The organism is Amycolatopsis sp. H20-H5 (genome assembly GCF_035828755.1).
In the GTDB taxonomy this organism is placed as follows: Bacteria; Actinomycetota; Actinomycetes; order Mycobacteriales; family Pseudonocardiaceae; genus Amycolatopsis.
Genome location: NZ_JAYMZS010000080.1, coordinates 22,903 through 43,465, shown reverse-complemented (window position 1 = coordinate 43,465; position 20,563 = coordinate 22,903). Strand labels below are relative to the sequence as shown.

At 71.1% G+C, this 20,563-nt stretch carries 26 protein-coding genes; 14 read left to right on the top strand and 12 right to left on the bottom strand.

Annotation, left to right across the window (positions count from 1 at the left end; all coding sequences use genetic code 11):
• The 7 genes from QMK34_RS32875 to QMK34_RS32845 all read right to left on the bottom strand — a co-directional run.
• A partial coding sequence (locus QMK34_RS32875; protein ID WP_326418547.1) for a hypothetical protein occupies window positions 1–894 on the bottom strand: 894 nt, incomplete at its 3' end.
• The gene (locus QMK34_RS32870; protein ID WP_326418546.1) at window positions 891–1,403 is read right to left on the bottom strand and encodes a SigE family RNA polymerase sigma factor; all 513 of its coding nucleotides are present in this window, start codon (window positions 1,401–1,403) and stop codon (window positions 891–893) included. The genes QMK34_RS32875 and QMK34_RS32870, both read right to left, overlap by 4 nt.
• 92 nt (window positions 1,404–1,495) lie before the next feature.
• The gene (locus tag QMK34_RS32865; RefSeq protein WP_326418545.1) at window positions 1,496–2,122 is read right to left on the bottom strand and encodes a hypothetical protein; all 627 of its coding nucleotides are present in this window, start codon (window positions 2,120–2,122) and stop codon (window positions 1,496–1,498) included.
• Between the two features lie 34 nt (window positions 2,123–2,156).
• Window positions 2,157–2,606 carry a phytase gene (locus QMK34_RS32860; protein ID WP_326418544.1) on the bottom strand — a complete coding sequence of 150 codons (450 nt, stop codon included), beginning with the start codon at window positions 2,604–2,606 and terminating at the stop codon, window positions 2,157–2,159.
• Window positions 2,597–2,956, bottom strand: a complete 360-nt coding sequence (locus QMK34_RS32855) for a hypothetical protein (protein ID WP_326418543.1) — start codon at window positions 2,954–2,956, stop codon at window positions 2,597–2,599. The genes QMK34_RS32860 and QMK34_RS32855 overlap by 10 nt, the downstream gene beginning before the upstream one ends.
• Entirely contained in the window at window positions 2,932–3,102 is a 171-nt protein-coding gene (locus QMK34_RS32850; protein WP_326418542.1) for a hypothetical protein, read from the bottom strand. Before QMK34_RS32850 ends, QMK34_RS32855 begins: the two co-directional genes overlap by 25 nt.
• 205 nt (window positions 3,103–3,307) lie before the next feature.
• Window positions 3,308–3,892, bottom strand: coding sequence for a TetR/AcrR family transcriptional regulator (locus QMK34_RS32845; RefSeq protein ID WP_326418541.1), 585 nt, complete (start codon window positions 3,890–3,892; stop codon window positions 3,308–3,310).
• Between the two features lie 330 nt (window positions 3,893–4,222).
• Here QMK34_RS32845 and hisF point away from each other — a divergent pair, with 330 nt between their 5' ends.
• The 5 genes from hisF to QMK34_RS32820 are packed head-to-tail and all read left to right on the top strand — an operon-like array spanning window position 4,223 to window position 6,905.
• Window positions 4,223–4,996, top strand: a complete 774-nt coding sequence (gene hisF / locus QMK34_RS32840) for an imidazole glycerol phosphate synthase subunit HisF (protein WP_326418540.1) — start codon at window positions 4,223–4,225, stop codon at window positions 4,994–4,996.
• Window positions 4,993–5,376: a hypothetical protein gene (locus QMK34_RS32835; RefSeq protein ID WP_326418539.1), complete on the top strand. Its 384-nt coding sequence runs from the start codon at window positions 4,993–4,995 to the stop codon at window positions 5,374–5,376. The genes hisF and QMK34_RS32835 overlap by 4 nt, the downstream gene beginning before the upstream one ends.
• Window positions 5,373–5,726 carry a phosphoribosyl-AMP cyclohydrolase gene (hisI, locus tag QMK34_RS32830; protein ID WP_326418538.1) on the top strand — a complete coding sequence of 118 codons (354 nt, stop codon included), beginning with the start codon at window positions 5,373–5,375 and terminating at the stop codon, window positions 5,724–5,726. Before QMK34_RS32835 ends, hisI begins: the two co-directional genes overlap by 4 nt.
• A 10-nt stretch (window positions 5,727–5,736) precedes the next feature.
• Window positions 5,737–6,099 (top strand): DUF1304 domain-containing protein, encoded by a 363-nt coding sequence (locus tag QMK34_RS32825; protein WP_326418537.1) that lies wholly within the window; start codon window positions 5,737–5,739, stop codon window positions 6,097–6,099.
• Window positions 6,096–6,905, top strand: coding sequence for a DUF3592 domain-containing protein (locus QMK34_RS32820; protein WP_326418536.1), 810 nt, complete (start codon window positions 6,096–6,098; stop codon window positions 6,903–6,905). Before QMK34_RS32825 ends, QMK34_RS32820 begins: the two co-directional genes overlap by 4 nt.
• Here the strand turns inward: QMK34_RS32820 and QMK34_RS32815 are convergent.
• The gene (locus QMK34_RS32815; protein WP_326418535.1) at window positions 6,881–7,486 is read right to left on the bottom strand and encodes a TetR/AcrR family transcriptional regulator; all 606 of its coding nucleotides are present in this window, start codon (window positions 7,484–7,486) and stop codon (window positions 6,881–6,883) included. The genes QMK34_RS32820 and QMK34_RS32815 overlap by 25 nt on opposite strands.
• Before the next feature lie 98 nt (window positions 7,487–7,584).
• On the opposite strand from QMK34_RS32815, the gene QMK34_RS32810 reads away from it, so the two are divergent.
• From QMK34_RS32810 to trpA, 5 genes are all read left to right on the top strand, one after another.
• Window positions 7,585–9,147, top strand: a complete 1,563-nt coding sequence (locus QMK34_RS32810) for an anthranilate synthase component I (protein ID WP_326418533.1) — start codon at window positions 7,585–7,587, stop codon at window positions 9,145–9,147.
• A 52-nt stretch (window positions 9,148–9,199) separates the two neighbouring features.
• On the top strand, window positions 9,200–9,712 hold the full coding sequence (locus QMK34_RS32805; RefSeq protein WP_326418552.1) for a Trp biosynthesis-associated membrane protein: 513 nt from the start codon (window positions 9,200–9,202) through the stop codon (window positions 9,710–9,712).
• A 154-nt stretch (window positions 9,713–9,866) separates the two neighbouring features.
• Window positions 9,867–10,676, top strand: a complete 810-nt coding sequence (gene trpC / locus QMK34_RS32800) for an indole-3-glycerol phosphate synthase TrpC (protein ID WP_326418532.1) — start codon at window positions 9,867–9,869, stop codon at window positions 10,674–10,676.
• Window positions 10,673–11,905, top strand: a complete 1,233-nt coding sequence (gene trpB, locus QMK34_RS32795; RefSeq protein WP_442785260.1) for a tryptophan synthase subunit beta — start codon at window positions 10,673–10,675, stop codon at window positions 11,903–11,905. Before trpC ends, trpB begins: the two co-directional genes overlap by 4 nt.
• On the top strand, window positions 11,902–12,693 hold the full coding sequence (gene trpA / locus QMK34_RS32790) for a tryptophan synthase subunit alpha (RefSeq protein ID WP_326418531.1): 792 nt from the start codon (window positions 11,902–11,904) through the stop codon (window positions 12,691–12,693). The genes trpB and trpA overlap by 4 nt, the downstream gene beginning before the upstream one ends.
• 58 nt (window positions 12,694–12,751) lie before the next feature.
• Here the strand turns inward: trpA and QMK34_RS32785 are convergent, their stop codons facing one another.
• The gene (locus tag QMK34_RS32785; RefSeq protein ID WP_326418530.1) at window positions 12,752–13,294 is read right to left on the bottom strand and encodes a dihydrofolate reductase family protein; all 543 of its coding nucleotides are present in this window, start codon (window positions 13,292–13,294) and stop codon (window positions 12,752–12,754) included.
• Between the two features lie 138 nt (window positions 13,295–13,432).
• Here QMK34_RS32785 and QMK34_RS32780 point away from each other — a divergent pair, with 138 nt between their 5' ends.
• Window positions 13,433–14,089 (top strand): peptidoglycan recognition protein family protein, encoded by a 657-nt coding sequence (locus QMK34_RS32780; protein ID WP_326418549.1) that lies wholly within the window; start codon window positions 13,433–13,435, stop codon window positions 14,087–14,089.
• 100 nt (window positions 14,090–14,189) lie between these two features.
• Here QMK34_RS32780 and QMK34_RS32775 read toward each other — a convergent pair whose 3' ends face one another.
• Complete coding sequence (locus QMK34_RS32775) at window positions 14,190–14,690, bottom strand: hypothetical protein (RefSeq protein WP_326418529.1); 501 nt, start codon at window positions 14,688–14,690, stop codon at window positions 14,190–14,192.
• Between the two features lie 61 nt (window positions 14,691–14,751).
• Window positions 14,752–16,128, bottom strand: coding sequence for a glutamine synthetase family protein (locus QMK34_RS32770; protein WP_326418528.1), 1,377 nt, complete (start codon window positions 16,126–16,128; stop codon window positions 14,752–14,754).
• 226 nt (window positions 16,129–16,354) lie between these two features.
• Between QMK34_RS32770 and QMK34_RS32765 the strand changes: the two genes are divergently transcribed.
• The 3 genes from QMK34_RS32765 (at window position 16,355) to QMK34_RS32755 (ending at window position 20,005) form a co-directional block, all read left to right on the top strand.
• On the top strand, window positions 16,355–17,608 hold the full coding sequence (locus QMK34_RS32765) for an APC family permease (RefSeq protein ID WP_326418527.1): 1,254 nt from the start codon (window positions 16,355–16,357) through the stop codon (window positions 17,606–17,608).
• Between the two features lie 97 nt (window positions 17,609–17,705).
• Window positions 17,706–18,842, top strand: coding sequence for an amidohydrolase family protein (locus QMK34_RS32760; protein ID WP_326418526.1), 1,137 nt, complete (start codon window positions 17,706–17,708; stop codon window positions 18,840–18,842).
• A gap of 32 nt (window positions 18,843–18,874) precedes the next feature.
• A complete protein-coding gene (locus QMK34_RS32755; protein WP_326418548.1) occupies window positions 18,875–20,005 on the top strand; it encodes a M20 metallopeptidase family protein in 1,131 nt (376 codons plus the stop codon).
• A gap of 42 nt (window positions 20,006–20,047) precedes the next feature.
• Here the strand turns inward: QMK34_RS32755 and QMK34_RS32750 are convergent, their stop codons facing one another.
• Window positions 20,048–20,470, bottom strand: a complete 423-nt coding sequence (locus QMK34_RS32750) for a VOC family protein (protein WP_326418525.1) — start codon at window positions 20,468–20,470, stop codon at window positions 20,048–20,050.
• Between the last annotated feature and the right edge of the window lie 93 nt (window positions 20,471–20,563).

The window sequence follows — 20,563 nt, the reverse complement described above, 5'->3', positions numbered from 1 at the left end:
GGGGAGCCGGACGGCGGCCAAGCCGTCGGCGCCCTGGGCGGGGGCGCGGTAGAAGCCGCTCGTGCCGCGCACGCGGGCCGTCGAAGCCCCGGTCAGGTCGGGCGAGCCGGGGCCGACGCCCGCGCGCAGGGCCGGGATCGTCGGCTCGCCGCCGGTGGCCGCCTTGACCTCGCTGCTCCCGTCCTGCGGCGACGTGCCCCGTGCGGACTCCGACAGCGCGTGCAGGCCGTCTGGCAGGTGGCCGAAGCGGATTTCGCCGCTCAGCCGCGTGTCCACGCCCGTGCTCACCGAGTCGGCGATCTGCTGGCCGGTCTCGCGCGCGTCGGGCACGTGGGTCAGTTTGAGGGTCAAAACCCTTGCCGGGTCCGCCATCCAGGTGAGCAACGCGCTGTCGGCGCCACCTCCGGTGACCATCCCGACGCGGCCGCGCACGAGGATCTGGTCCGGCAGCGACGCGATCCGCAACGCCGTCTGCGACCACTGCGGGTCGGCCGTCGAGTACGCCGACAGCGTGATCTCCCGCGTGCCGCCGTCGGCCAGCCAGCGGCGGATCTGCGGGGCTGTCCGGACACCGGCCTCGCGGTACTGCTCGGTAAAGCCGTCGGGCAGCCGGCCCGGTGCGTACTGCAGCACGCCTTCAGCGCTCGGCGCGGCAGCGGTGAGCGGCTCCGGCGAAGGAGCGCTGTTCAGGGCGGTGATGCCGACGCTCGCGCCCACCGCGACCGCGATGACCGCCGCGGCGACGCCCACCAGCGCCAGCCGGGGCCGGGCGCGGACGGGCCGCGCGTCGGCCAGCGCGGCGCGGATTTCGTAGCCGTCCGGGGCACGGGCGGCCAGGCGGTCCATGCTCTCGCGGAGCAGGGTTTCGGTTTCGTGCTCGCCGAGCTGGTTCATCGTCGTGCTCCCGTGAAAAGGACGGTGGGGCGCGGGGACTCGGCTTCGCGCAGGGCCGCCAGCGCGCGGGAGATCTGGCTGCGCACGGTGGACGTGCCGCACCGCAGCACCGCGCCGATCTCTTCGTCGCTGTAGTTCTCGTAGTACCGCAACACGATCGCGGCCCGTTGCTTGCGGGGCAGCGCCGAGAGCCGGGACATCATCGCGTCGCGCTCGTCGTAGCCGTGGCTCGGATCGGCGACCGGCGGGCTCAGCGCCTCCAGGATCTCCGGCGAGGACGTGGTGACCGACCGCGTCGCCCAGCGGCGGCGCCAGGACAGGTACTCGTTGGTGATCATCCGCCGCACGTAGGTCGGCGGGGCGCCGATCCGGTCCCACCGCTGCTGCGCGCGCAGCAGCACCTCCTGGACGATGTCCTGTGCCAGGTGCGGATCGGCGGTGAGAACAGTCGCGTAGCGCAGGAGTCCGTCGAGGCGCTCCGCGACGAACTCGTCGAAGCTCCCTGGCACGGGGCTCCCTTCGGGTGGCGGGTGTCGTCCTAGGGACGCGCGACCCCGCCGTCCTGATGCGTCCGCGGCGGAAATTTCTTGTGCGGCGTGGCTCACCGTAGCCGTATCGGCAGCCTGACCTGGTCTTCGTCCTGTTCGACTGCCAACGTCAGCAGCCGGGCCTCGTCGGTCGGCGCCGGGTGGAGGGTCACCTGCTCGAAGATCCAGCCCCGCGCGCCGGACGAGGTGCCACCGCCGCCCCGGTACTGCGTGCCGACGTCGTCCCAGCCGCGCCACCGCGTCTGTTCGCGCCGGTCTGCCGGACCGGGGAAAGCGACCCTGAGCAGCACGAACGTCGACCAGACCTCCAGGCTGACGAGGGTCAGCGTCCGGTCGGCGATCCGGTGTTCACGCCCGTCCAAAGCGATGACCTTGCGCAGGAACGGCGGCGGCGGGTTCTCCATCGCCGAGCGCCAGTCCGGCCGCGACTCGCCCTCCGCCCGTCCGACGACGATCTCACCGGCCGCCGAAGCCCCGACGGTGCGCACGTGCAGCCGCCCGGTGCTCACCAGGGTCGCTTTCAGATCGGCCACCAGCTGGTCGGCTTCGGCCTGGTCCAGCTTCCCCGCGGCCACCAGGCCGATGGCGATCCCGCTGAGCTCGTACAGGTTCAGGCCCTGACCGCGGTCCGTCCGCAGCGAGTCCGCGATCAGCTTCTCGAGGTAGGCGCGTCCCTCCATCCGCCCATCGTCCTCCTTATCGTTGGAGGACGTCTCATCGTTGGAGGACATTGTCGAGCCGGACGAACGCGAAGCCGGTGGTCGCCTGCTCGCCGCCGGACGGGTCCTGCGCCGCCGGGCGGCACTCGCCGTCGTGCACCACGAGCAGGCCGCGCGGGAACCGCGCGCCGAGGTACGCGGTGCTGACCGCCGAGCCGTCCGAGTGCTCGACAGAGTCGAAACCACGTCCCGCGACGACCCGGAAGTTCCGCGTCTGACGGCCGTAGACGACGAACCGCGAGTCGCCCTGGCTCGACGCGAGCAGCGTGTCCCCAGCCAGCGCGAGCCCTTCGGCGTCGGCGGTCAGCCAGCGCCCGCCGAACCCGGGGTCGGCCCCGGCGGCGACGCACTGCTCGGTCGCGTCCTCATACCGCTGCGGTACCCCGAACGAGCGAACCTTGTCGATGAGGTCCGGCTTTCCGAAACCGGCCGTGCTCAGCGGCACCCGCCAGATCCCGACGTCCTCCTGCGCGGTGTAGAGCAGGCCGCGGGCCGAGTCGAAGACCGAGCCCTCCAGCTGCGGGCCCTCGCCGGGGTCCTCGCAGGGTGACCAGCCACGCGCGCTTCGTGCCGCTGGGTCGTGACGACCAGCCGCGTGCCGGTCCGCCGGTCGACGCCCGCGGCCAGCCCGTAGGCCGTGCGCTGATCGTCCACAGCGGACTCCGTCGCGGAGAAAACGGTACCCGCCAGGGGATCCGTGAGGTCGGTGAGCACGTGCGAACCCGCCGCCGCGCCCGCCGGGTCGATCCGGTAGACGCGGATCCGGTCGCTCACCACGGCCAGGTCGCCGACCACGTCGACGTTGTTGAACCGCCCCGGCGCGGCGTCCGGGCCGGGCGCAGGGGGAGCGCGAGCTGGCGCGCGTTCAGGTCGAAGGCGGCGAGCCCGCCCTCCTTGAGGGCACCGAGCACGACGCTCTGTTCGGGACGGCGCGGGTGCACCCAGATCGCCGGGTCGTCCGCGTCGGCGTTGGCGGGCGACGCGGCGCCGTCGTCGACGAAAGCCCTGGTCTGAGCGATCGGGCGGACGGTGAGTGGCGGACAGGCGGCCTCGGCGGGGGCAGCGCCGAGCGGAGTGGCGGCGAGACGGGGACCGGGAGGAATCGGGCAATAAGCACTCGTGGAAGCTAACCGGCCCAGATGGCTGTCAGGTGAACGAACCGGGTGCCAGGTAGTACTGCGCGACCGGCGCCAGCATCGCGACGAGCTCCTCGTCGGAGGCCTCGACCAGCGGCGGCAGGCGGATGACGTACCGCAGCAGCGCGAAGCCGATCAGCTGCGCGCCGACCCCGGCGACGCGGACCTTCGGCACTCCGCGCGCGGCGGCGACCTGCTGGAAGACGGCCTTGTCGATGAACTGCCGCATCATCGTCGCGACCTGTTCGTTGGTGGTCGCCGAGCGGATCATCGCCAGGAACGGCTCCCGGCTCGCCGCCTCGCCCCAGATCCCCAGGAAAGCCCGGACGAGCCGCTCGCCGAGCAGCTCCTCCGGGCCGTCCAGGATGACGCCGACGAGCACCGCCGGATCCACCGGCAGATTCATCGTGGCGGTGAAAAGCTGTTGTTTGGTCCCGAAAAAATGGTGCAGCAGCGCGGCGTTGACCCCGGCGTCGGCGGCGATCCCGCGCACGGTCGCGCCGTCGTAACCGAGCTCGGCGAACCGTCGCCGCGCCGCGTCCAGGATCTTCTCCCTGGTCTCGGTCTGCCCCGGTCGCCGCCCCGCCTGTGCCATCACCCGAGCGTAGTCCCGCGTTCCGTGCCGTCCGGCAATCCGTGCGTCTTTGGTGTGGATCCTTCGTGTCGCAACGGAAACCCGGCGGGCCATGCGTGATCGTGAGACCACCGTCCGCAGCCGCACGCTGGGCGACGGGATGAGAACAGCGATGGGGACCAGGCTCCCCTTCCCCGCCCCGGCCCGGCGTGCCCTCCTAACCGCCCTCAACTATTCGACTGTCCCTGAAGGCCACCATGACGGCGTTAAACGCCGTCATGGTGGCCTTCAGGGACAATCGCGGTGACCGGGGCGCGGGAGAGCGTCGGACCCGGCTACTAGGCTGGCGGCATGTCTGTCGCGGTGAGGGTGATCCCGTGTCTCGACGTCGACGCGGGCCGGGTGGTGAAGGGTGTCAACTTCGCCGACCTGCGTGACGCCGGTGACCCGGTCGAGCTGGCACGTGCCTACGACGCCGAGGGCGCCGACGAGCTCACGTTCCTCGACGTCACGGCGTCCTCCGGCAACCGGGAGACGACGTTCGACGTGGTCCGCCGCACGGCCGAGCAGGTGTTCATCCCGCTCACCGTCGGCGGCGGCATCCGCTCGAACGAGGACGTCAACAGGCTGCTCCGCACCGGCGCGGACAAGGTCAGCATCAACACCGCCGCCATCGCGCGGCCGGAGTTCCTCAGCGAGGCGTCCCGGCGGTTCGGCGCGCAGTGCATCGTGCTCTCGGTCGACGCCCGGCGCGTGCCGGAAGGCACCGAGCCCACGCCGTCCGGCTTCGAGGTCACCACCCACGGCGGCCGTCGCGGCACCGGGATCGACGCGGTCGAGTGGGCCGCGCGCGGCGAGGAGCTCGGGGTCGGCGAGATCCTGCTGAACTCGATGGACGCGGACGGCACCAAGAGCGGTTTCGACCTCGAACTGCTCACGCTCGTGCGCAAGGCCGTGCGCGTGCCGGTCATCGCCAGCGGCGGCGCGGGCGCGCTCGAACACTTCCTGCCCGCGGTCGAGGCCGGGGCGGACGCGGTCCTCGCGGCCAGCGTGTTCCACTTCGGACAGTTGAAGATCAGTGAGGTCAAGGCCACGCTGCGGGCCGGGGGAGTGGTCGTCCGATGATGCCGAAAGCCTGGAAGGCACCGATCGAGGTCAAGATCGTCTCCGCGATGCTGCTCGGCATCGCGTTGGTCTGGGGTCTGGTCTGGCTCATCCCGGTGATCGGCGCCGGCGCGTCCACCCGCACCTTCCTGCTGCCGGTGACAGCGCTGGTCCTCGGCGGGCTGGTGGTCGCGGGCCTGGCGCTGAAGATGCCGTCCTCGCGCCTCGCCGGGTTCGTCGTGACCGTGGTCTTCGCCCTGCTGCACGCGTTCATTCTGCTCGGCGCCGAACTCTGGTTCATCAAGGTCGCCTCGGGCCTGGCCTTCTTCGCGTACGGCTATTCGTTCGTGCTGCTCAACTCGATGCCGCTCAAGCGCCACGTCCTGGGAGTGAAGGCATGAGCCTCGAACCCGCCCTGTCGGCGAAGCTCAAGCGCAACGCGGACGGCCTGATAGCCGCCGTCGTGGTCGAGCACGCCACTTCGGACGTGCTGATGATGGCCTGGATGAACGACGAAGCCCTCGAACTCACCCTCACCACCCGCCGCGGCACGTACTTTTCGCGCAGCCGCCAGGAGTTGTGGGTCAAGGGAGAGACTTCCGGGCACGTTCAGCGGGTACGCGAGGTCAGGATCGACTGCGACGGGGACACGGTCCTGCTGCGCGTGGATCAGACTGGCCCGGCGTGCCACACGGGCACCCACAGCTGTTTCGACACCGATGAGCGCCTGCTCCTCGCCCAAGAGAAGTGAGAACCCTCCCGTGACCATCGTGGCGAACATCCTGGTCGGGCTCGTGGCCCTGATCCACGTCTACATCGTCGTGCTCGAGATGTTCCTCTGGACCACGCCGCGGGCGCGCGCCGCTTTCGGCACCACGGAGGAGTTCGCGAAGGAGAGCGCCCCGCTGGCGGCGAATCAGGGGCTCTACAACGGTTTCCTGGCCGCCGCGCTGGTGTGGGGCCTGATCGCGACCGACCCGAGCGGGTTCCAGCTCAAGCTCTACGGCCTGGTCTGCGTGATCATCGCCGGGCTCTACGGCGCGGCGACCGCGAACAAGCGCATCCTGTTCGTCCAGGTGCTGCCGGGCACCCTCGCGCTGATCGCGGTCCTGCTCGCCAGATGAGCGAGTTCCGGCCGATCCGGTTCTGGCGGCTCCGCTCGGACGACGTCGTCTCGGGTCCCGACCCGAAGGTCGACCTGGACCTGTTCGCCCGGCTGCCGTCGCGGCTGGTGTCGCGCAATCTCGTCCTGATCTTGCTCTGCCTGCTCGGTATCGGCGGCGCGTCCGCCCTGTCGGCCCGGCTGGACGAGCAGGCCGGGGAGCTGCTGCGGATCGGCACCCGGGTGCCGGGCACGGTCGTCGACGTCCACAAGCCGTCCAAGAGCGACTGGTACATCGAAGTCCGTTATCGCGCGAGCGGGGTCGAGCGCACCGCGGACGTCACGCTCGACACCTACGACGGCGGCTACCGGACCGGTGACCCGGTGGTCGTCGTCTACGACCCCGCCGATCCTGCCCGGCTGCGGACCGATCGTGAGCGCAACGAGCCGGGGTTCCCCAACCTGGTCGTCGGTGGCTCGATCCTCCTGTTCCTGCTCGCGTTGCCTTTCCTGACGCTCGCCGTCGTGAACTGGCGGCGCCGCCGGGTGGCCATCCGCCGCGCGGGCTGGCGACGGGGCGTGGCCAGGACCGATCGGTGGAACAAGCGGGAGCCCGTCGAGATCCGCGTGCGGTTCGACACCGGCGACGACGCGTCCTTCGTGGCGCTCAGGACCACGATGGCCGCCGTCCCGCGCAAGCTGGTGAAGGCGTCGAAGCTGCGCGTCTGGGTCGGCGGTGACGGGCGCGCGCTCGTGGTGGTGTTCGTCCGGGCCCGGGTCCTGATCCCCGTCAAACCCGAGCGTCAGCCCAAGTCGCCGCCGAGGTAGCGCTGGATGGTCGGCCCGACCACCGCGACCAGGGTCTCGACCTCCGTCGAGGCCATCGGCTCGAACTTCGCCACGTACCGGATCATGCCCATGCCGACCAGTTGTGACGCGCAGAGCGTGGTGCGCAGTTCGATGCGGTCGCTGCCGACCGAACCGACCAGTTCACCGAAGAATCGCACGAAGAAGTCCCGCAGCACGTGGCTGGCTTCCTCGTGGCCCGTGATGCTGCGGATGAGCGCCTGGAAGACGTCGCCGCCCGCGCCGTCCCAGCGGGTGAGGAAGGTGCGCACGATGCGCTCGCCGAGGTCGTCCGCGGAGCCGCCGGTGAGCGTGTCGAGCAGCTCGGTGGGCTGGAACGGCAGCTTGAGCACGGCCTGCGCGAAGAGGCCTTCCTTGCTGCCGAACCAGTGGTTGACCATGGCGGCGTCCACCCCCGCGCGGGTGGCGATGGCGCGGACCGTCGCGTTGTCGTAGCCCGATTCCCCGAACACCACCCGCGCGGCCTCGAGCAACGCCGTGCGCGTGTCCTGGCCTGCCGGCCTGCGGCCGCGTCGTTTCCCGGTAGTGTCTTCGGTACTCACCGCCCCATCATGAACCCCCGCCACCACAAATTCAACGTTGAGTGAATTACGGGGACGGCCGGTCGCGGCCGCCCGAGCGGTTGAAGCACAATGGGCACATGGTCAGCGCCTCACACGCCAGCTCAGCCGGGCTCGGCTCGGTCAGTCCCTCGCGCGAGGAATTCCGCGCGCTCGCCGAGGGCCGCCGCGTCATCCCCGTGGTCCGCCGCGTCCTCGCCGACGGCGAAACGCCGGTGGGGATCTACCGCAAACTCGCCGCCGACCGGCCCGGCACGTTCCTGTTCGAGTCCGCCGAGAACGGCGCTTCGTGGACCCGATGGTCCTTCATCGGCGTCCACAGCCCGGCCGCGCTCACCGTCCGTGACGGCCAAGCCGTGTGGACCGGCACCCCGCCCACCGGGCTGCCCAGCGACGGCGACCCCCTGAACGTGCTGCGTGAGACCGTCGCCGCGCTGCACTCCGAGCCGCTACCGGGACTGCCGCCGCTGACCGGCGGCATGGTCGGGTACATCGGCTACGACGCCGTGCGCTGGCTCGAGCGGCTCCCGGAACTCGCCGAGCGCGACATCGACATCCCCGAGCTGACCATGCTGCTCGCCACCGACCTGGCCGCCTTCGACCACCACGAGGGCACGATCACGCTGATCGCGAACGCGGTCAACTGGGACGACTCCGTCGACAGGGTCGACGCCGCCTACGACGACGCCGTCCGGCGGCTGAGCGCGATGACTACCCAGCTCCAGGTGCCTGCCCCGGCCACCGCGGCGGTGTTCGACCGGCCCGTGCCCGAGTTCGTCCGGCGTCGTTCGTCCGAGGACTACTGCGCCGCGGTCGACAAGGCCGTCGAGGCGATCAAGGCGGGCGAAGCGTTCCAGGTGGTGCCTTCGCAACGGTTCGAGATCGAGACCGCGGCCGACGCGCTCGACGTCTACCGCGTGCTGCGCACGTCCAACCCGAGCCCGTACATGTACCTGCTGCGGCTTGACGGGTTCGACATCGTCGGCTCCAGCCCCGAGTCGCTGGTCACCGTTCGTGACGGCCGCGCGACCACGCACCCGATCGCGGGCACCCGGTGGCGTGGTGCGGACCCCGAAGAGGACGCCCAGCTGGGCAAGGACCTGCTGGCCGACGAGAAGGAACGCGCCGAGCACCTGATGCTCGTGGACCTCGGCCGCAACGACCTCGGCAAGGTCTGCAAGCCCGGCACCGTGCGCGTGGTCGGCTTCTTCGAGATCGAGCGCTACAGCCACGTCATGCACATCGTGTCCACGGTCACCGGTGAGCTGGCCGACGACAAGACGGCCTTCGACGCGGTCGCCGCCTGTTTCCCGGCCGGGACGCTGTCCGGGGCCCCCAAGGTGCGCGCCATGCAGCTCATCGAGGAGCTCGAACCGACCCGGCGCGCGCTGTACGGCGGCGTGGTGGGCTACCTCGACTTCGCGGGCGACGCCGACACCGCCATCGCGATCCGGACGGCGTTGATGCGCGACGGCGTCGCGTACGTGCAGGCCGGTGGCGGTGTGGTGGCCGACTCCGTCGGCGAGTACGAGGACAACGAGTCGCTGAACAAGGCTCGCACGGTGCTCTCCGCGGTCGCCGCCGCGCAGACGATGGCCCCGGCGGCGGAGCTCGACCCGGCCGCCGACTCCACCCATGTCTGACCACACGGAGGAGACCCCGGCCCAGGAGCCGAACCCGCGACGTCCACTGTGGATGGTCACGGTGGCACTGCTGCTCGGCTCCGCGGCGCTGTGGGGCGCGTCGCGGCTCGTGTGGTTCGCCGAGTTCCGCACTGCGGGTGTCCGCGGTGTCGTCCTCGATCAGGTGAAGGGCGCCGATCGGGCCGGGGCGCTCGTGCCGCTGGCGATCCTCGCGCTGGCCGGGATAGCCGGGCTGATCGCCACCGGCGGCTGGCCCCGCCGGGTGCTCGGCGCGGTGCTCGCGCTGGCCGGGGTGGCGGCCGTCTGGACCGGTGTCGACGGCGCCAGGATCAGCGGTTTCGCGGACGGCCTCCCGGTCACGCAGTTGCTGCTCAGCCGGGGGCTGGCGGTGCTCGGGGGAATTCTGCTGGCCGTCGGCGGGTTGGCAGCCGTCAAGGGCGCCGGGCGGATGCCCAAGCTCGGGGCGCGCTATTCGGCGCCCGGGGCGAAGCGGGCCGCCCGCGACCCGGACACCGAGCTATGGGAGGCGCTTTCCGAGGGGGAGGACCCCACCACAGCACGCTGAGCGGCCGCCCGGTTCGGGCATTCGGAGCAACGCGCACACCCGGAACCTGGGTCCGCACGGCCGCGGGTTAGCATCATTTCGGCGGGAAGGGGAAGGTTTTTGTGAGCGACCTTGCGAGTGAACCTGTGAACACGGCAGTCGGTGAGGACGCCCGGTGACTGTTCTCGAAGACATCATCGAGGGTGTGCGTGAAGACCTCGCCGAGCGTGAGGCCGCACTCCCGTTCGACGAGCTGAAGAAGCGCGCGGCCCAGACCGCGCCCGCCCTCGACGTCATGTCGGCTCTCAAGGAGTCCGGCATCGGCGTCATCGCCGAGGTCAAGCGCCGCAGCCCTTCCAAGGGCGAGCTGGCCGACATTCCCGACCCCGCCACGCTGGCCAAGGACTACGCCGACGGCGGCGCCAGGGTGATCAGTGTGCTCACCGAGCAGCGCCGGTTCGGCGGTTCCCTCGCCGACCTGGACGCGGTTCGGGAGGCCGTGCGCATTCCGGTGCTGCGCAAGGACTTCATCGTCGGCCCGTACCAGGTGCACGAGGCACGGCTGCACGGCGCTGACATGGTGCTGCTGATCGTCGCGGCCTTGGAGCAGAACGCGCTGGTGTCGCTGCTCGACCGGGTCGAGTCCCTCGGGATGACGGCGCTGGTCGAGATCCACAACGCCGAGGAGGCGGACCGCGCGCTCGAGGCGGGCGCCCAGGTCATCGGTGTCAACGCGCGCAACCTGCACAACCTCGAGGTCGATCGTGACGTGTTCTCGCGGCTGGCCCCCGGCCTGCCGATGGACGTGTTCAAGATCGCCGAATCCGGGGTCCGCGGGCCGGGTGACCTGATGTCCTACGCCGGTCACGGCGCGGACGCCGTGCTGGTCGGCGAGGGCCTCGTGGCCTCCGGCGACCCCAAGGGCGCCCTGGTCAAGCTGGTGACAGCCGGTTCGCATCCCGCCTGCCCGAGGCCGTCGAGGTGAGTACTACGCAGTTCGACGAGTTCCACGGCAAGCACGATCCCGACGAGCGCGGCTACTACGGCCCGTACGGCGGCCGGTTCATGCCGGAGGCGCTGATCGGCGTAGTCGACGAGGTCGCCGCCGAGTACGAGAAGGCCCGCCGGGATCCTGAGTTCGTCGCGGAGTTCAAACGGCTGCTCAAGGACTACGCGGGCCGTCCCTCGCTGCTCACCGAGGCCAAGCGCTTCGCCGAGCACGCGGGCGGCGCCCGGATCTTCCTCAAGCGCGAGGATCTGAACCACACCGGTTCGCACAAGATCAACAACGTGCTGGGCCAGGCGTTGCTGACGAAGCGGATGGGCAAGAAGCGGGTCATCGCCGAGACCGGCGCCGGCCAGCACGGCGTGGCCACGGCCACCGCGTGCGCGTTGCTCGACCTGGACTGCATCGTCTACATGGGCGAGGTCGACACCGAGCGCCAGTCGCTCAACGTCGCCAGGATGCGGCTGCTCGGCGCCGAGGTCATCACGGTGAAGACCGGTTCCCGGACGCTCAAGGACGCCATCAACGAGGCCCTGCGCGACTGGGTGACCAACGCCGACACCACGCACTACCTGTTCGGCACCGCCGCGGGGCCGTACCCGTTCCCGATGATGGTGCGGAACTTCCACAAGATCATCGGCGAAGAGGCCCGCGCGCAGATCCTGGAGCAGGCCGGGCGCCTGCCCGACGTCGTCGCCGCGTGCGTCGGCGGTGGCTCCAACGCGATCGGCATCTTCCACGGGTTCATCGACGACGAGTCCGTGCGGCTGGTCGGCCTGGAGCCGGGCGGCGAGGGCATCGAGGGCAACCGCCACGGCGCCACGCTGACCAAGGGCACCCCGGGCAACCTGCACGGCGCGATGTCGTACCTGCTGCAGGACGAGGACGGCCAGACGGTCGAGTCGCACTCGATCTCGGCGGGCCTGGACTACCCGGGCGTCGGTCCCGAGCACGCGTGGCTCAAGGACAGCGGGCGCGCGGAGTACTGGCCGGTCACCGACGCCGAGGCGATGGACGCGCTCCGGCTGCTGTCGCGGACCGAGGGCATCATCCCGGCGATCGAGTCGGCCCACGCCCTGGCCGGGGCCCTGGTCCTTGGCAAGGAGCTGGGCCCGGACGGCCTGATCGTGGTCAACCTCTCCGGTCGCGGCGACAAGGACATGGACACCGCGGCGAAGTACTTCGGGCTCGTGGAGGAAGACCAGTGAGCGGCCTGCAGGACCTCTTCTCCCAGACCCGTGCCGAGGGCCGTGCGGCCCTGGCCGGCTACCTGCCCGCCGGATTCCCGACCGTCGACGGGTCGAAAGACCTGCTCAACGCCATGGTCGACGGCGGCGCGGATCTGCTCGAGGTCGGCGTCCCGTACTCCGACCCGGTGATGGACGGCCCGACGATCCAGGCGGCGGCCGAGTCCGCGCTGGCCGGTGGGTTCAAGCTGAAGCGGCTGTTCGAGGTCGTCGAGGCGGTGTCCTCGCGCGGCGGCAAGGCCGTGGTCATGACGTACTGGAACCCGGTGCACCGCTACGGCGTCGACGCGTTCGCGCGCGACCTCGCGGCCGCCGGCGGGCTCGGGATGATTACCCCGGACCTGATCCCGGACGAGGCCGACGAGTGGATCGCGGCTTCGGAGCAGCACGGTCTCGACCGGATCTTCCTGGTCGCGCCGTCCTCCTCGGAGGAGCGCATCGCCAAGACCGTCGCCGTCTCGTCGGGCTTCGTCTACGCGACGGCGGTGATGGGCGTGACCGGCGCCCGTGACGCCGTCGGCGCCGGTGCCGAGGAGCTCGTCCGCCGCACCCGCGCGCACACCGACCTGCCGATCGGCGTCGGTCTCGGCGTCCGCTCTGGCGCGCAGGCGGCCGAGGTCGCCGGTTTCGCCGACGCGGTGATCGTCGGCTCGGCACTGGTCACGGCCGCCGCGAGCGGCGTCGACGCGGTCCACGCGCTGACCGCCGAGCTCGCCGAGGGCGTCCGCAAGGCCGTCACCCCCGCCTGACCTGTTTGATTGCCCCTGACGGCCACCATCACGGCGTTTTACGCCGTGATGGTGGCCTTCAGGGACTCACCACGGGCCGGTACCGCACGTTGACGGCCGAAGCCGGGTCCAGGCGGATCGGCGAGCCGCCGGGGTTGTCGTACAGCCGGATGCCGTCGCCGAGCAGGATCGGCGCGAGGTGCAGGTCGATCTCGTCGATCAGCCCCAGTTCGAGCAGCTGACGGCCGATGTCCGGCGAGAGCACCTCCAGGTTCTTGCCCCCGGCCGCTGCCAGCCCGATCCGCACCGCCTCGGCGGGCCCGCAGTTCAGGAACGTGACCCCGTCGGCGGGTTTCGCGTCCTCAGGGTGGTGGGTGAGCACGAAGATCGGCCCCTCCCAGGCGCCGCCGTACGGGCGGCTGTCGTTCATGACGTCCCAGCCGTCTCGGCCGCCCAGCACGGCGCCCGTGGTCTGGAGGTACTCGTCGAGCAGGCCGGGACGGCTCGAGAACCCGGTCATCCAGTTCATCTCGTGGTTCGGCCCCGCCACGAAACCGTCCAGGGACATCGAGAAGTGCCAGAGCACCTTCCCGTCGGCCGTCTGCGGTTCGGTGTCGTTCATCGTCGCCTCCTGCGATGTGCAACCGGTTCACTCAAGGTAGGGCAACCACTGCCGCGGCAGAGGCGTACACCTTCGCGCTCTGACGCGGGGTGTTTGTACGGATCCTGTACGTCATTCGCGCAGGCTGCCCGCATGGATATCGACCTCGGACACCTGGACCGCCGATCCTTCCTCCGTGGCGCCGCGCTGGTGACTGGTGTGGGCGCCGCGGGCCTGCTCCTGCCGGGTACGGCGGGAGCCGCCACCGCACCGCGGATCTACAGCTGCGCCGAGTGGGGCGCCCGCTCGCCCGCGGATCCGCTGGTCACGCTCGACCACAAGGCCGACCGGATCCTCATCCACCACATCGCCAGCGCCAACAGCACCGACTACTCGCTGGCCCACGCCTTCCAGGTCGCCCGCGACGACCAGGCCGACCACATCGACAACAACGGCTGGTCCGACACCGGCCAGCACTTCACCGTCAGCCGCGGCGGCTACCGGCTCGAAGGGCGCCACGGCAGCCTCGACGGCCTGAAGTCCGGCACGCGGATGATCCGCGGCGCGCACTGTCCTGGCCAGAACGACAACGCCATCGGCATCGAGAACGAAGGTCTCTACAGCACCGTCGAGCCGCCCGCGGCCCAGTGGAACTCGCTGGTCGTGTTCTGCGCTTACGCCTGCCGCCAGTACGGCATCGACGTCGCGGAGATCAAGGGCCACCGGGACTTCTACAACACCGAGTGCCCCGGTGAGCGCCTGTACGCCAAGCTCCCGCAGCTGCGCAAGGAAGTCGCCGCCGCCCTGAAGTCCTGACCAGGCGAGTCACGGCGGGATGAAAAGGGCGATCGGACAGGCGTTCCGTGACCTTGGCGTCCGGTGCCACGAGACCGCAACTCGTCGACGAGTTGCGAGTTCAGGGCTCGTCGGCGGGGCGGGTGCGGGTGTGCACACGCAGTAGGAACACCGCTCGGGACAGGTTGACGCAGGTGCTGTCGAACAGGAGCTCGCTCCGGCCGTGCAGGGAGATCCGGCAGTACCGGGACGACCGGTACGGGATGAAGTTCAGCAGGTAGAGGGTGGCGCGGTAGTCGATCTCGACGACGTCGGCCCACGGCACCGCGGCCTTGATCTTCTCGCCGTACGCGTAGATCAGGCCACCGGTGAACACGTAGAGCCCGCTGCGAAGGCGCTTCGCCGTGAACCAGGCCCAGCCGAGGGTGAACGGGGCCCAGGCGAACAGCAGGACCCCCAGCGTCTGCGTCGGGTCGGTCCGCACCGACAGGAACGCCACCACGAGCAGACCCGTGAAACCCAATACTCCGGGTGCACCTGGCCGGAACCGGAACCGGGCCTCACAGGTACCTAGGCCGCGCTCGGCGGCGACCGCTCGGACCGGCGGCGGGACCAGGATCATGCCGGACACGATAAACCCGGTCCGGCGACTTCAGCCAAGCCTGGCACGCACAGGACAGCGCCTAGTGGGTCCAGCGCATCGTCTCGGTGATCTCCTTCGCGCTCGTCCCGGCGAACAGCTCGATCTCGGCCCGGCGCAGCTCCATCAGCGTCGTGGCCAGTTCGGCCCCGAACGCCCCGGTGAGCACTGCGTCGGCCTCGAACGCCACGACGGACTCGGTCAGGCTCTGTGGCAGCCGGGTGAGCCCGCGCGCCTGGCGCTCGGCCTCGGTGAGCACGCCGGGATCGACGTCGACCGGCTCCGGCAGCCCGGCCCGCTCGTCGACGCCGCCCAGCCCGGCGGCCAGCAGCGCGGCCACCACCAGGTACGGGTTCGCCGTCAGGTCGAAGCATTTGACCTCGAGGTTCGCCGCGGTGTCCCGGTTCCCGGCGACCCCGCGGATCAGCCGCAGCGGCGTCTCGCGGTTTTCCAGGCCCCAGCCCTGGTAGACCCCGGCCCAGTGATGCGGCTCCAGGCGCAGGTAGCTGACCACCGACGGCGCCCCGATCGCCAGCAGCGCGGGCAGCCGCCGCAGGATCCCGCCCGCGAACGCCGCCGCCGCCGAGGTCAGCCCGAACGGCCCGTCGCCACCGGCGAACAGGTTCCGTTCGCCCTCCCACACGCTCACGTGCACGTGTCCGCCGTTGCCGACGCCGGACGGCGCGAACTTGGGCGTGAACGACGCGCGCAGCCCGTGCTGCTCGCTGACCACCCGGATCGTCTCGCGGGCCAGCACGGCGACGTCGGCCGCGCGCACCGGATCGGCCGCCGCCACCGAAAGCTCGAACTGCCCGGCCGCGTACTCGGGGTGGATCTGCTCGACCCCGACGCCCTGGGCGTCCAAAGTGGACACGATCGCGCGCAGGTACGCCGCGTGCCGTGAAAGCCGCGCGAAGCCGTACGCCGGGCCCCGGACGCCCCCGAGGTCGTCGGGCGAGTCCTCGGCGGTGACCACCCATTCGAGCTCGAAACTCAGCAGCGCGGTGTACCCGCGCTCCGCCAGCCGGGCCGTGGCCTTCAGCGCGAGTCCGCGCTGGTCCTGCGGGTGCGGCGCACCCTCCTGGTCGTACTTCGTGACCGGCGCCCATGCCCACCCCGGCTGCGCCGCGAGCACGGTGACCGCGTCGAGGTCGGGATGCAGCCGCAGGTCGCCGACCGGGCCGAGCGAGTGCTCGCCGGGTACGATCTCGTCGTTGAAGCCGAAGAAGTCGAACGAGTTCGACGCGCCGACACCCCAGGCGGCCGCGGCGGCGAACCGGGCCAGCGGCACCGCCTTGGTCCGCGCTATCCCGCTGTTGTCCACAAAGGTCAGGGCCACGAGGTCGACCCCGCGGGCGCCGAGCTCGCCTGCGAGCTGGCCGGCACGCGCGGAAAGCGCCGCCCGATCGAGCTGGCTCATCACACTCCCGGCAAGGTTGACTGAAGACTTCGAGGAATCGAGGTGCGCATCGTGTCAGACGTCGCCGAAGTCCGTCCAGGACTCCGCCGCTCGCTGTCCGTGTGGCAGGCCGTCGGGCTGTCCGTGGCCCTGATGGCCCCCAGCATGGCCGCGAACATCAACCCGCAGCAGACGGCGCCCGCCGCCGGCCGCGCCGTCCCGCTCGCGTTCCTGCTCTCCGCCGTCGGTGTGCTGCTGGTCGCGTACGGCTTCGTCCGGCTTTGCCAGTACTTACCAGCACGCGGGCTCGGTCTACGCCTTCGTCGGGGCGACACTCGGCCCGCGCGCCGGGGTCGTCTCGGGCATCGGCCTGCTCGGCACGTACACGTTCTACGCCGTCGGCACCGGCTGCGCGGCGGGCAGCCTGGGCACCGCGTTCCTGACCCAAACCGGCATCTGGCCGAACCCGCCGGTCTGGGGCGCGTACGTGCTCACCGGCGTCGCGCTGCTCGGCGCGTGGCTGCTCGCCGTCGTGCCCGCCCGGCGCGGGACGAGCCTGCTGCTGCTCGTCGAAGGCGCGACGATCACGCTGATCCTGCTGATCACCGTCGTGATCACGGTCCGGCTGGTGTCCGGTTCGGCACCGGGCGGCGGCCGGTTCACCCTCGACGTCTTCACGTTCACCCCGGACGCGGGCCTGTCCGGGGTGTTCCTCGGCGCGGTGTTCGGGTTCCTGTCGTTCGCCGGGTTCGAAGCGGCGGCGACCCTCGGTGAGGAGACGCTCGAGCCGAAGCGCAACATCCCGCGGGCGATCCTCGGCACCGCGATCTTCGGCGGCCTGTTCTTCGTCGTGATCACCGCGATCGAGATGATGGCCTTCAACGGCGACGCGGCCGCGTTCCACGACTCGCCGTCGCTGCTCGGCGACCTGGGCAGCCGGTTCGTCAGCCCGTGGGTGGGCGACGTGATCAGCCTCGGCGCGGCGATCAGCGCGTTCGGCTGCTGCCTGGCCTGCGTTGCGGGCGGTTCGCGGCTGCTGTTCGCGCTCGGGCGCGACGCGGTGGGGGAGCGTGGCATCGGCAAGACCTCCGCGCAGGGCGCCCCGACCGTGGTGGCCGTGCTGGCCGCACTGGTCATCGTGGTCTGCGCGGTGTTCTTCGGGGCCGCGGCGGTCGACACGTTCGCCTGGGCCGGTGCCGTCGGGACGCTGATCCTGCTGGTGATCTACCTGCTCACCACGATCGGGGCGATCCGGCTGGTGTTCGTCCGCCGCCGGATGGCCGTCCCGAGGTGGCAGCTGGTGTTCCCGCTCGGCGCGCTCGCGCTGCTCGGCTACACGGTGTACGTCAACGTGATCCCCTACCCGGATTCCGGCCCGGCGCGGTGGTTCCCGGTGGTGGCGGCGGTGGTCCTGCTGCTGGCGGTGGCGTTCGTCTTCGCCGTCCCCGCCTACGCTCGCCGGGTGGGTGAGCGACTGTCACCGGCAAGCGAGAACACCTGACAGCCAACCGGATTCAGTGGTCCCTGAAGGCCACCTTCACAGCGTAAAACGCCGTGAAGGTGGCCTTCAGGGACCGGGCGCCGAAGAGGGAGGATGCATGACGTTGCTGCCGTTCGTGGCCGATCTGCGGCTGGTCGATCACCACTGCCACGGGGTGGTGACCAGGGAGGTGGACCGGGCCGGGTTCGAGGTGATGCTCACCGAGGCCGACACCGTCTCGCCGCTCGGCACCAGTCTCTTCGACTCGCTGATCGGCCTCGCTGTCCGCAAACGATGCGCGCCGGTGTTGGACCTGCCCGCCCACGCGCCGGTCGGCGAGTATTTGGCGCGGCGTGCCGAGCTGGGTGCCGCCGAGGTAAACCGGCGTTTCCTGCGGGGGACCGGCACCTCGGACTTCCTGCTCGACGGCGGTTTCCTGCCCGAGTCGCTGACCGGCACCGGCGAGTTCGCCGAGCTGGCGGGGGCGCGGGCGCACGACGTCGTCCGGCTCGAGCTCGTGGCCGAGGACGTCCTGCGGGCCGGGACCACCGCGGCCGGGTTCGCCGCGGACTTCGCCGGGGAGCTGGCGAAGCGGGCCGCGACCGCGGTCGGGTTCAAGTCGATCGCGGCCTACCGGGTCGGGCTGGAGCTGTCCGGTGAGCGGCCGTCGGAGCGTGCGGTCGCCGACGCCGCCGGGCGCTGGCTGGCGCGGGCCGGGCGGGGGGACCCGGTGCGGCTGGCGGACGAGGTGCTGCACCGTTTCCTGGTGTGGACCGGGATCGACCTGGGACTGCCGGTCCAGTTCCACGTCGGGTTCGGCGATTCCGACGTCGACCTGCACCGCTGCGACCCGCTGCTGCTGACCGGCCTGCTGCGGGCGACGCGCGCGAGCGGGGTGCCGATCCTGCTGCTGCACAACTATCCCTTCCACCGCAACGCGGCGTACCTGGCGCAGGTCTTCGAGCACGTGTTCGTCGACGTCGGCCTCGCCACGCACAACGCCGGGCACCGCGCGCCCGCGATCCTCGCCGAGACCCTCGAGATCGTGCCGTTCGGGAAGCTGCTGTTCTCCACCGACGCGTTCGGCCTCGCCGAGCTCTACCACCTGGGGAGCACGCTGTTCCGCCAGGGGCTTTCGGACTTTCTCAGCGCCGCGCTTGCCGGGGACGTAATGTCCGAAGTGGACGCTCAGCGGCTCGCGGCACTGGCCGGGCACGAGAACGCCGAGCGCGTCTACCGGCTGGAGGTTCGGTGACGGAAGCGTTGTGGCAGGACTGGCGGCGGGCGATGGCCACCGAACTCCCGGCGGCGATCGAGCTGCGGCACCGGGCGCACGCCGACCCGCGGGCCTCTGGCGACGAGGAGGACACCGCGGCGTTGGTCGTCGAGGCGCTGGGCGCGGGCGAAGGCGTCCAGGTGGCCAAGACCGGGCGCGCGGTGCTGCTGCCAGGGTCCGCGGGCGGGCCCGCTGTCGCGCTGCGGTCCGAGCTGGACGCGCTGCCGGTGACCGAGCGCACCGGGGTGGCGTGGGCGTCGCAGTCGGACCTGATGCACGCCTGCGGGCACGACGTGCACCTCGCGGCGCTGGTCGCGGTGTGCCGGTCGGCGGTGGAGATCGGCGTGCCCAAGCCGATCCTCGCGCTGTTGCAGCCACGTGAGGAGACTTCGCCGTCCGGCGCGTTCGACGTCGTCGGGTCCGGGGTGCTCGCCGAGCACGACGTCGACGCCGTCATCGGCGCGCACGTCCAGCCGCGGCTGACCCAGGGCGTGGTCTCGGCCGCGCCCGGCCCGGTCAACGCGTCCACCGACGAGTTCGAGGTGATCGTGCACGGCCAGGGCGGGCACGCCGGTTACCCGCATCTGCTGCGTGATCCGATCCTCGCGCTGAGCCAGGTCGTGGTCAGCCTCCAGCAGCTCGCCAGCCGCCGGATCGACCCGATCTTCGGCGCGGTGTGCTCGATCGGGCGGATCCAGGCCGGGGCCGCGGCCAACGTCGTGCCGAACCACGCGAGCGCGTTCGGCTCGCTGCGGCTCATGCGCGCCGCCGACCGGGACGTCGCCCTCGACGCGCTCGCCGAGATCGTCCAGGGCACCGCGAAGGCACACGGCTGCACCGCCGAACTGCGGATCAGCCCGTGCGAACCGGTGCTGCACAACGATCCCGGCCTCGCGACCCGCGCGCAGGCCTGGCTGGCGCGCACCCCCCGGATCGACGTCGACACCGAGTTTCGCTCGTTCGGCGCCGACGACTTCGCGCACTACTGCGGCGCGACCAGGGGCCTGATGATGTTCGTCGGCCTCGGCGACTCCGCGGGCGCGCCGAGCCTGCACGACGAGCGGTTCCTGCCCCAGGACACCGCCGTCGGGCTGGTCGCGAACGCCCTGATCGCGGGCTACCTGGCCGCCATGGAGTCCTAGCCCAGCTTGTCCTCCCGCACGGCTCGATCACGCGGTGGGCCGTCAGGAAGCGGGCGCGAACAGTTCCAGCGCGATGTTGTCCGGGTCCCGGAACTCCAGCAGGAACCCGGCGCCGATGTCCTTCACCGGCTCGTGCCCGACGCCCAGCTCGTCGAGCCGCCCCGCCGCCTGGTCGAGGTCGGCGCGGGAGGCGACGGAGAAGCTGAGGTGGTCGAGCCCGGTCCGGTCCTCGTTGAAGCCGTCGCGCGGCGAGGCGACCGGGCGGAGGCCGAACAGGCCGCCCGGCACCTGGTAGATCACGCCGCCGAAGAGGAAGGCGAGCTGCTCCCTGGTGGCGTCGTCGGCGTCGTCCGGCACCTCGAAGGCCACGTCGAAGCCGAAGACCGAGTCGTAGAACTCCCGTGAGCGGGCGATGTCGGTCACGGTGAGGCGAACGTGGGCGTAGCCGGTTACAGGAATGCTCATATGCGAAGCCTTGCATGTACTCCGGACCGTCGCAGTGCGATGACCACCGAAGCGGCGCCGGACCACTGGAGGGGGACCGCGAACCCGGCCTCA

Bases quoted from the DNA above. Each gene is read 5' to 3' on its own strand.
- QMK34_RS32775 (WP_326418529.1), bottom strand. From the start codon at position 14,690: ATGATCCTGGTCCCGCCGCCGGTCCGAGCGGTCGCCGCCGAGCGCGGC.
- QMK34_RS32770 (WP_326418528.1), bottom strand. From the start codon at position 16,128: ATGAGCCAGCTCGATCGGGCGGCGCTTTCCGCGCGTGCCGGCCAGCTC.
- hisF (WP_326418540.1), top strand. From the start codon at position 4,223: ATGTCTGTCGCGGTGAGGGTGATCCCGTGTCTCGACGTCGACGCGGGC.
- QMK34_RS32805 (WP_326418552.1), top strand. From the start codon at position 9,200: ATGGTCACGGTGGCACTGCTGCTCGGCTCCGCGGCGCTGTGGGGCGCG.
- QMK34_RS32810 (WP_326418533.1), top strand. From the start codon at position 7,585: ATGGTCAGCGCCTCACACGCCAGCTCAGCCGGGCTCGGCTCGGTCAGT.
- hisI (WP_326418538.1), top strand. From the start codon at position 5,373: ATGAGCCTCGAACCCGCCCTGTCGGCGAAGCTCAAGCGCAACGCGGAC.
- QMK34_RS32865 (WP_326418545.1), bottom strand. From the start codon at position 2,122: ATGGAGGGACGCGCCTACCTCGAGAAGCTGATCGCGGACTCGCTGCGG.
- QMK34_RS32820 (WP_326418536.1), top strand. From the start codon at position 6,096: ATGAGCGAGTTCCGGCCGATCCGGTTCTGGCGGCTCCGCTCGGACGAC.
- QMK34_RS32785 (WP_326418530.1), bottom strand. From the start codon at position 13,294: ATGAACGACACCGAACCGCAGACGGCCGACGGGAAGGTGCTCTGGCAC.
- QMK34_RS32755 (WP_326418548.1), top strand. From the start codon at position 18,875: ATGGCCACCGAACTCCCGGCGGCGATCGAGCTGCGGCACCGGGCGCAC.
- QMK34_RS32750 (WP_326418525.1), bottom strand. From the start codon at position 20,470: ATGAGCATTCCTGTAACCGGCTACGCCCACGTTCGCCTCACCGTGACC.
- QMK34_RS32845 (WP_326418541.1), bottom strand. From the start codon at position 3,892: ATGGCACAGGCGGGGCGGCGACCGGGGCAGACCGAGACCAGGGAGAAG.
- QMK34_RS32835 (WP_326418539.1), top strand. From the start codon at position 4,993: ATGATGCCGAAAGCCTGGAAGGCACCGATCGAGGTCAAGATCGTCTCC.
- QMK34_RS32760 (WP_326418526.1), top strand. From the start codon at position 17,706: ATGACGTTGCTGCCGTTCGTGGCCGATCTGCGGCTGGTCGATCACCAC.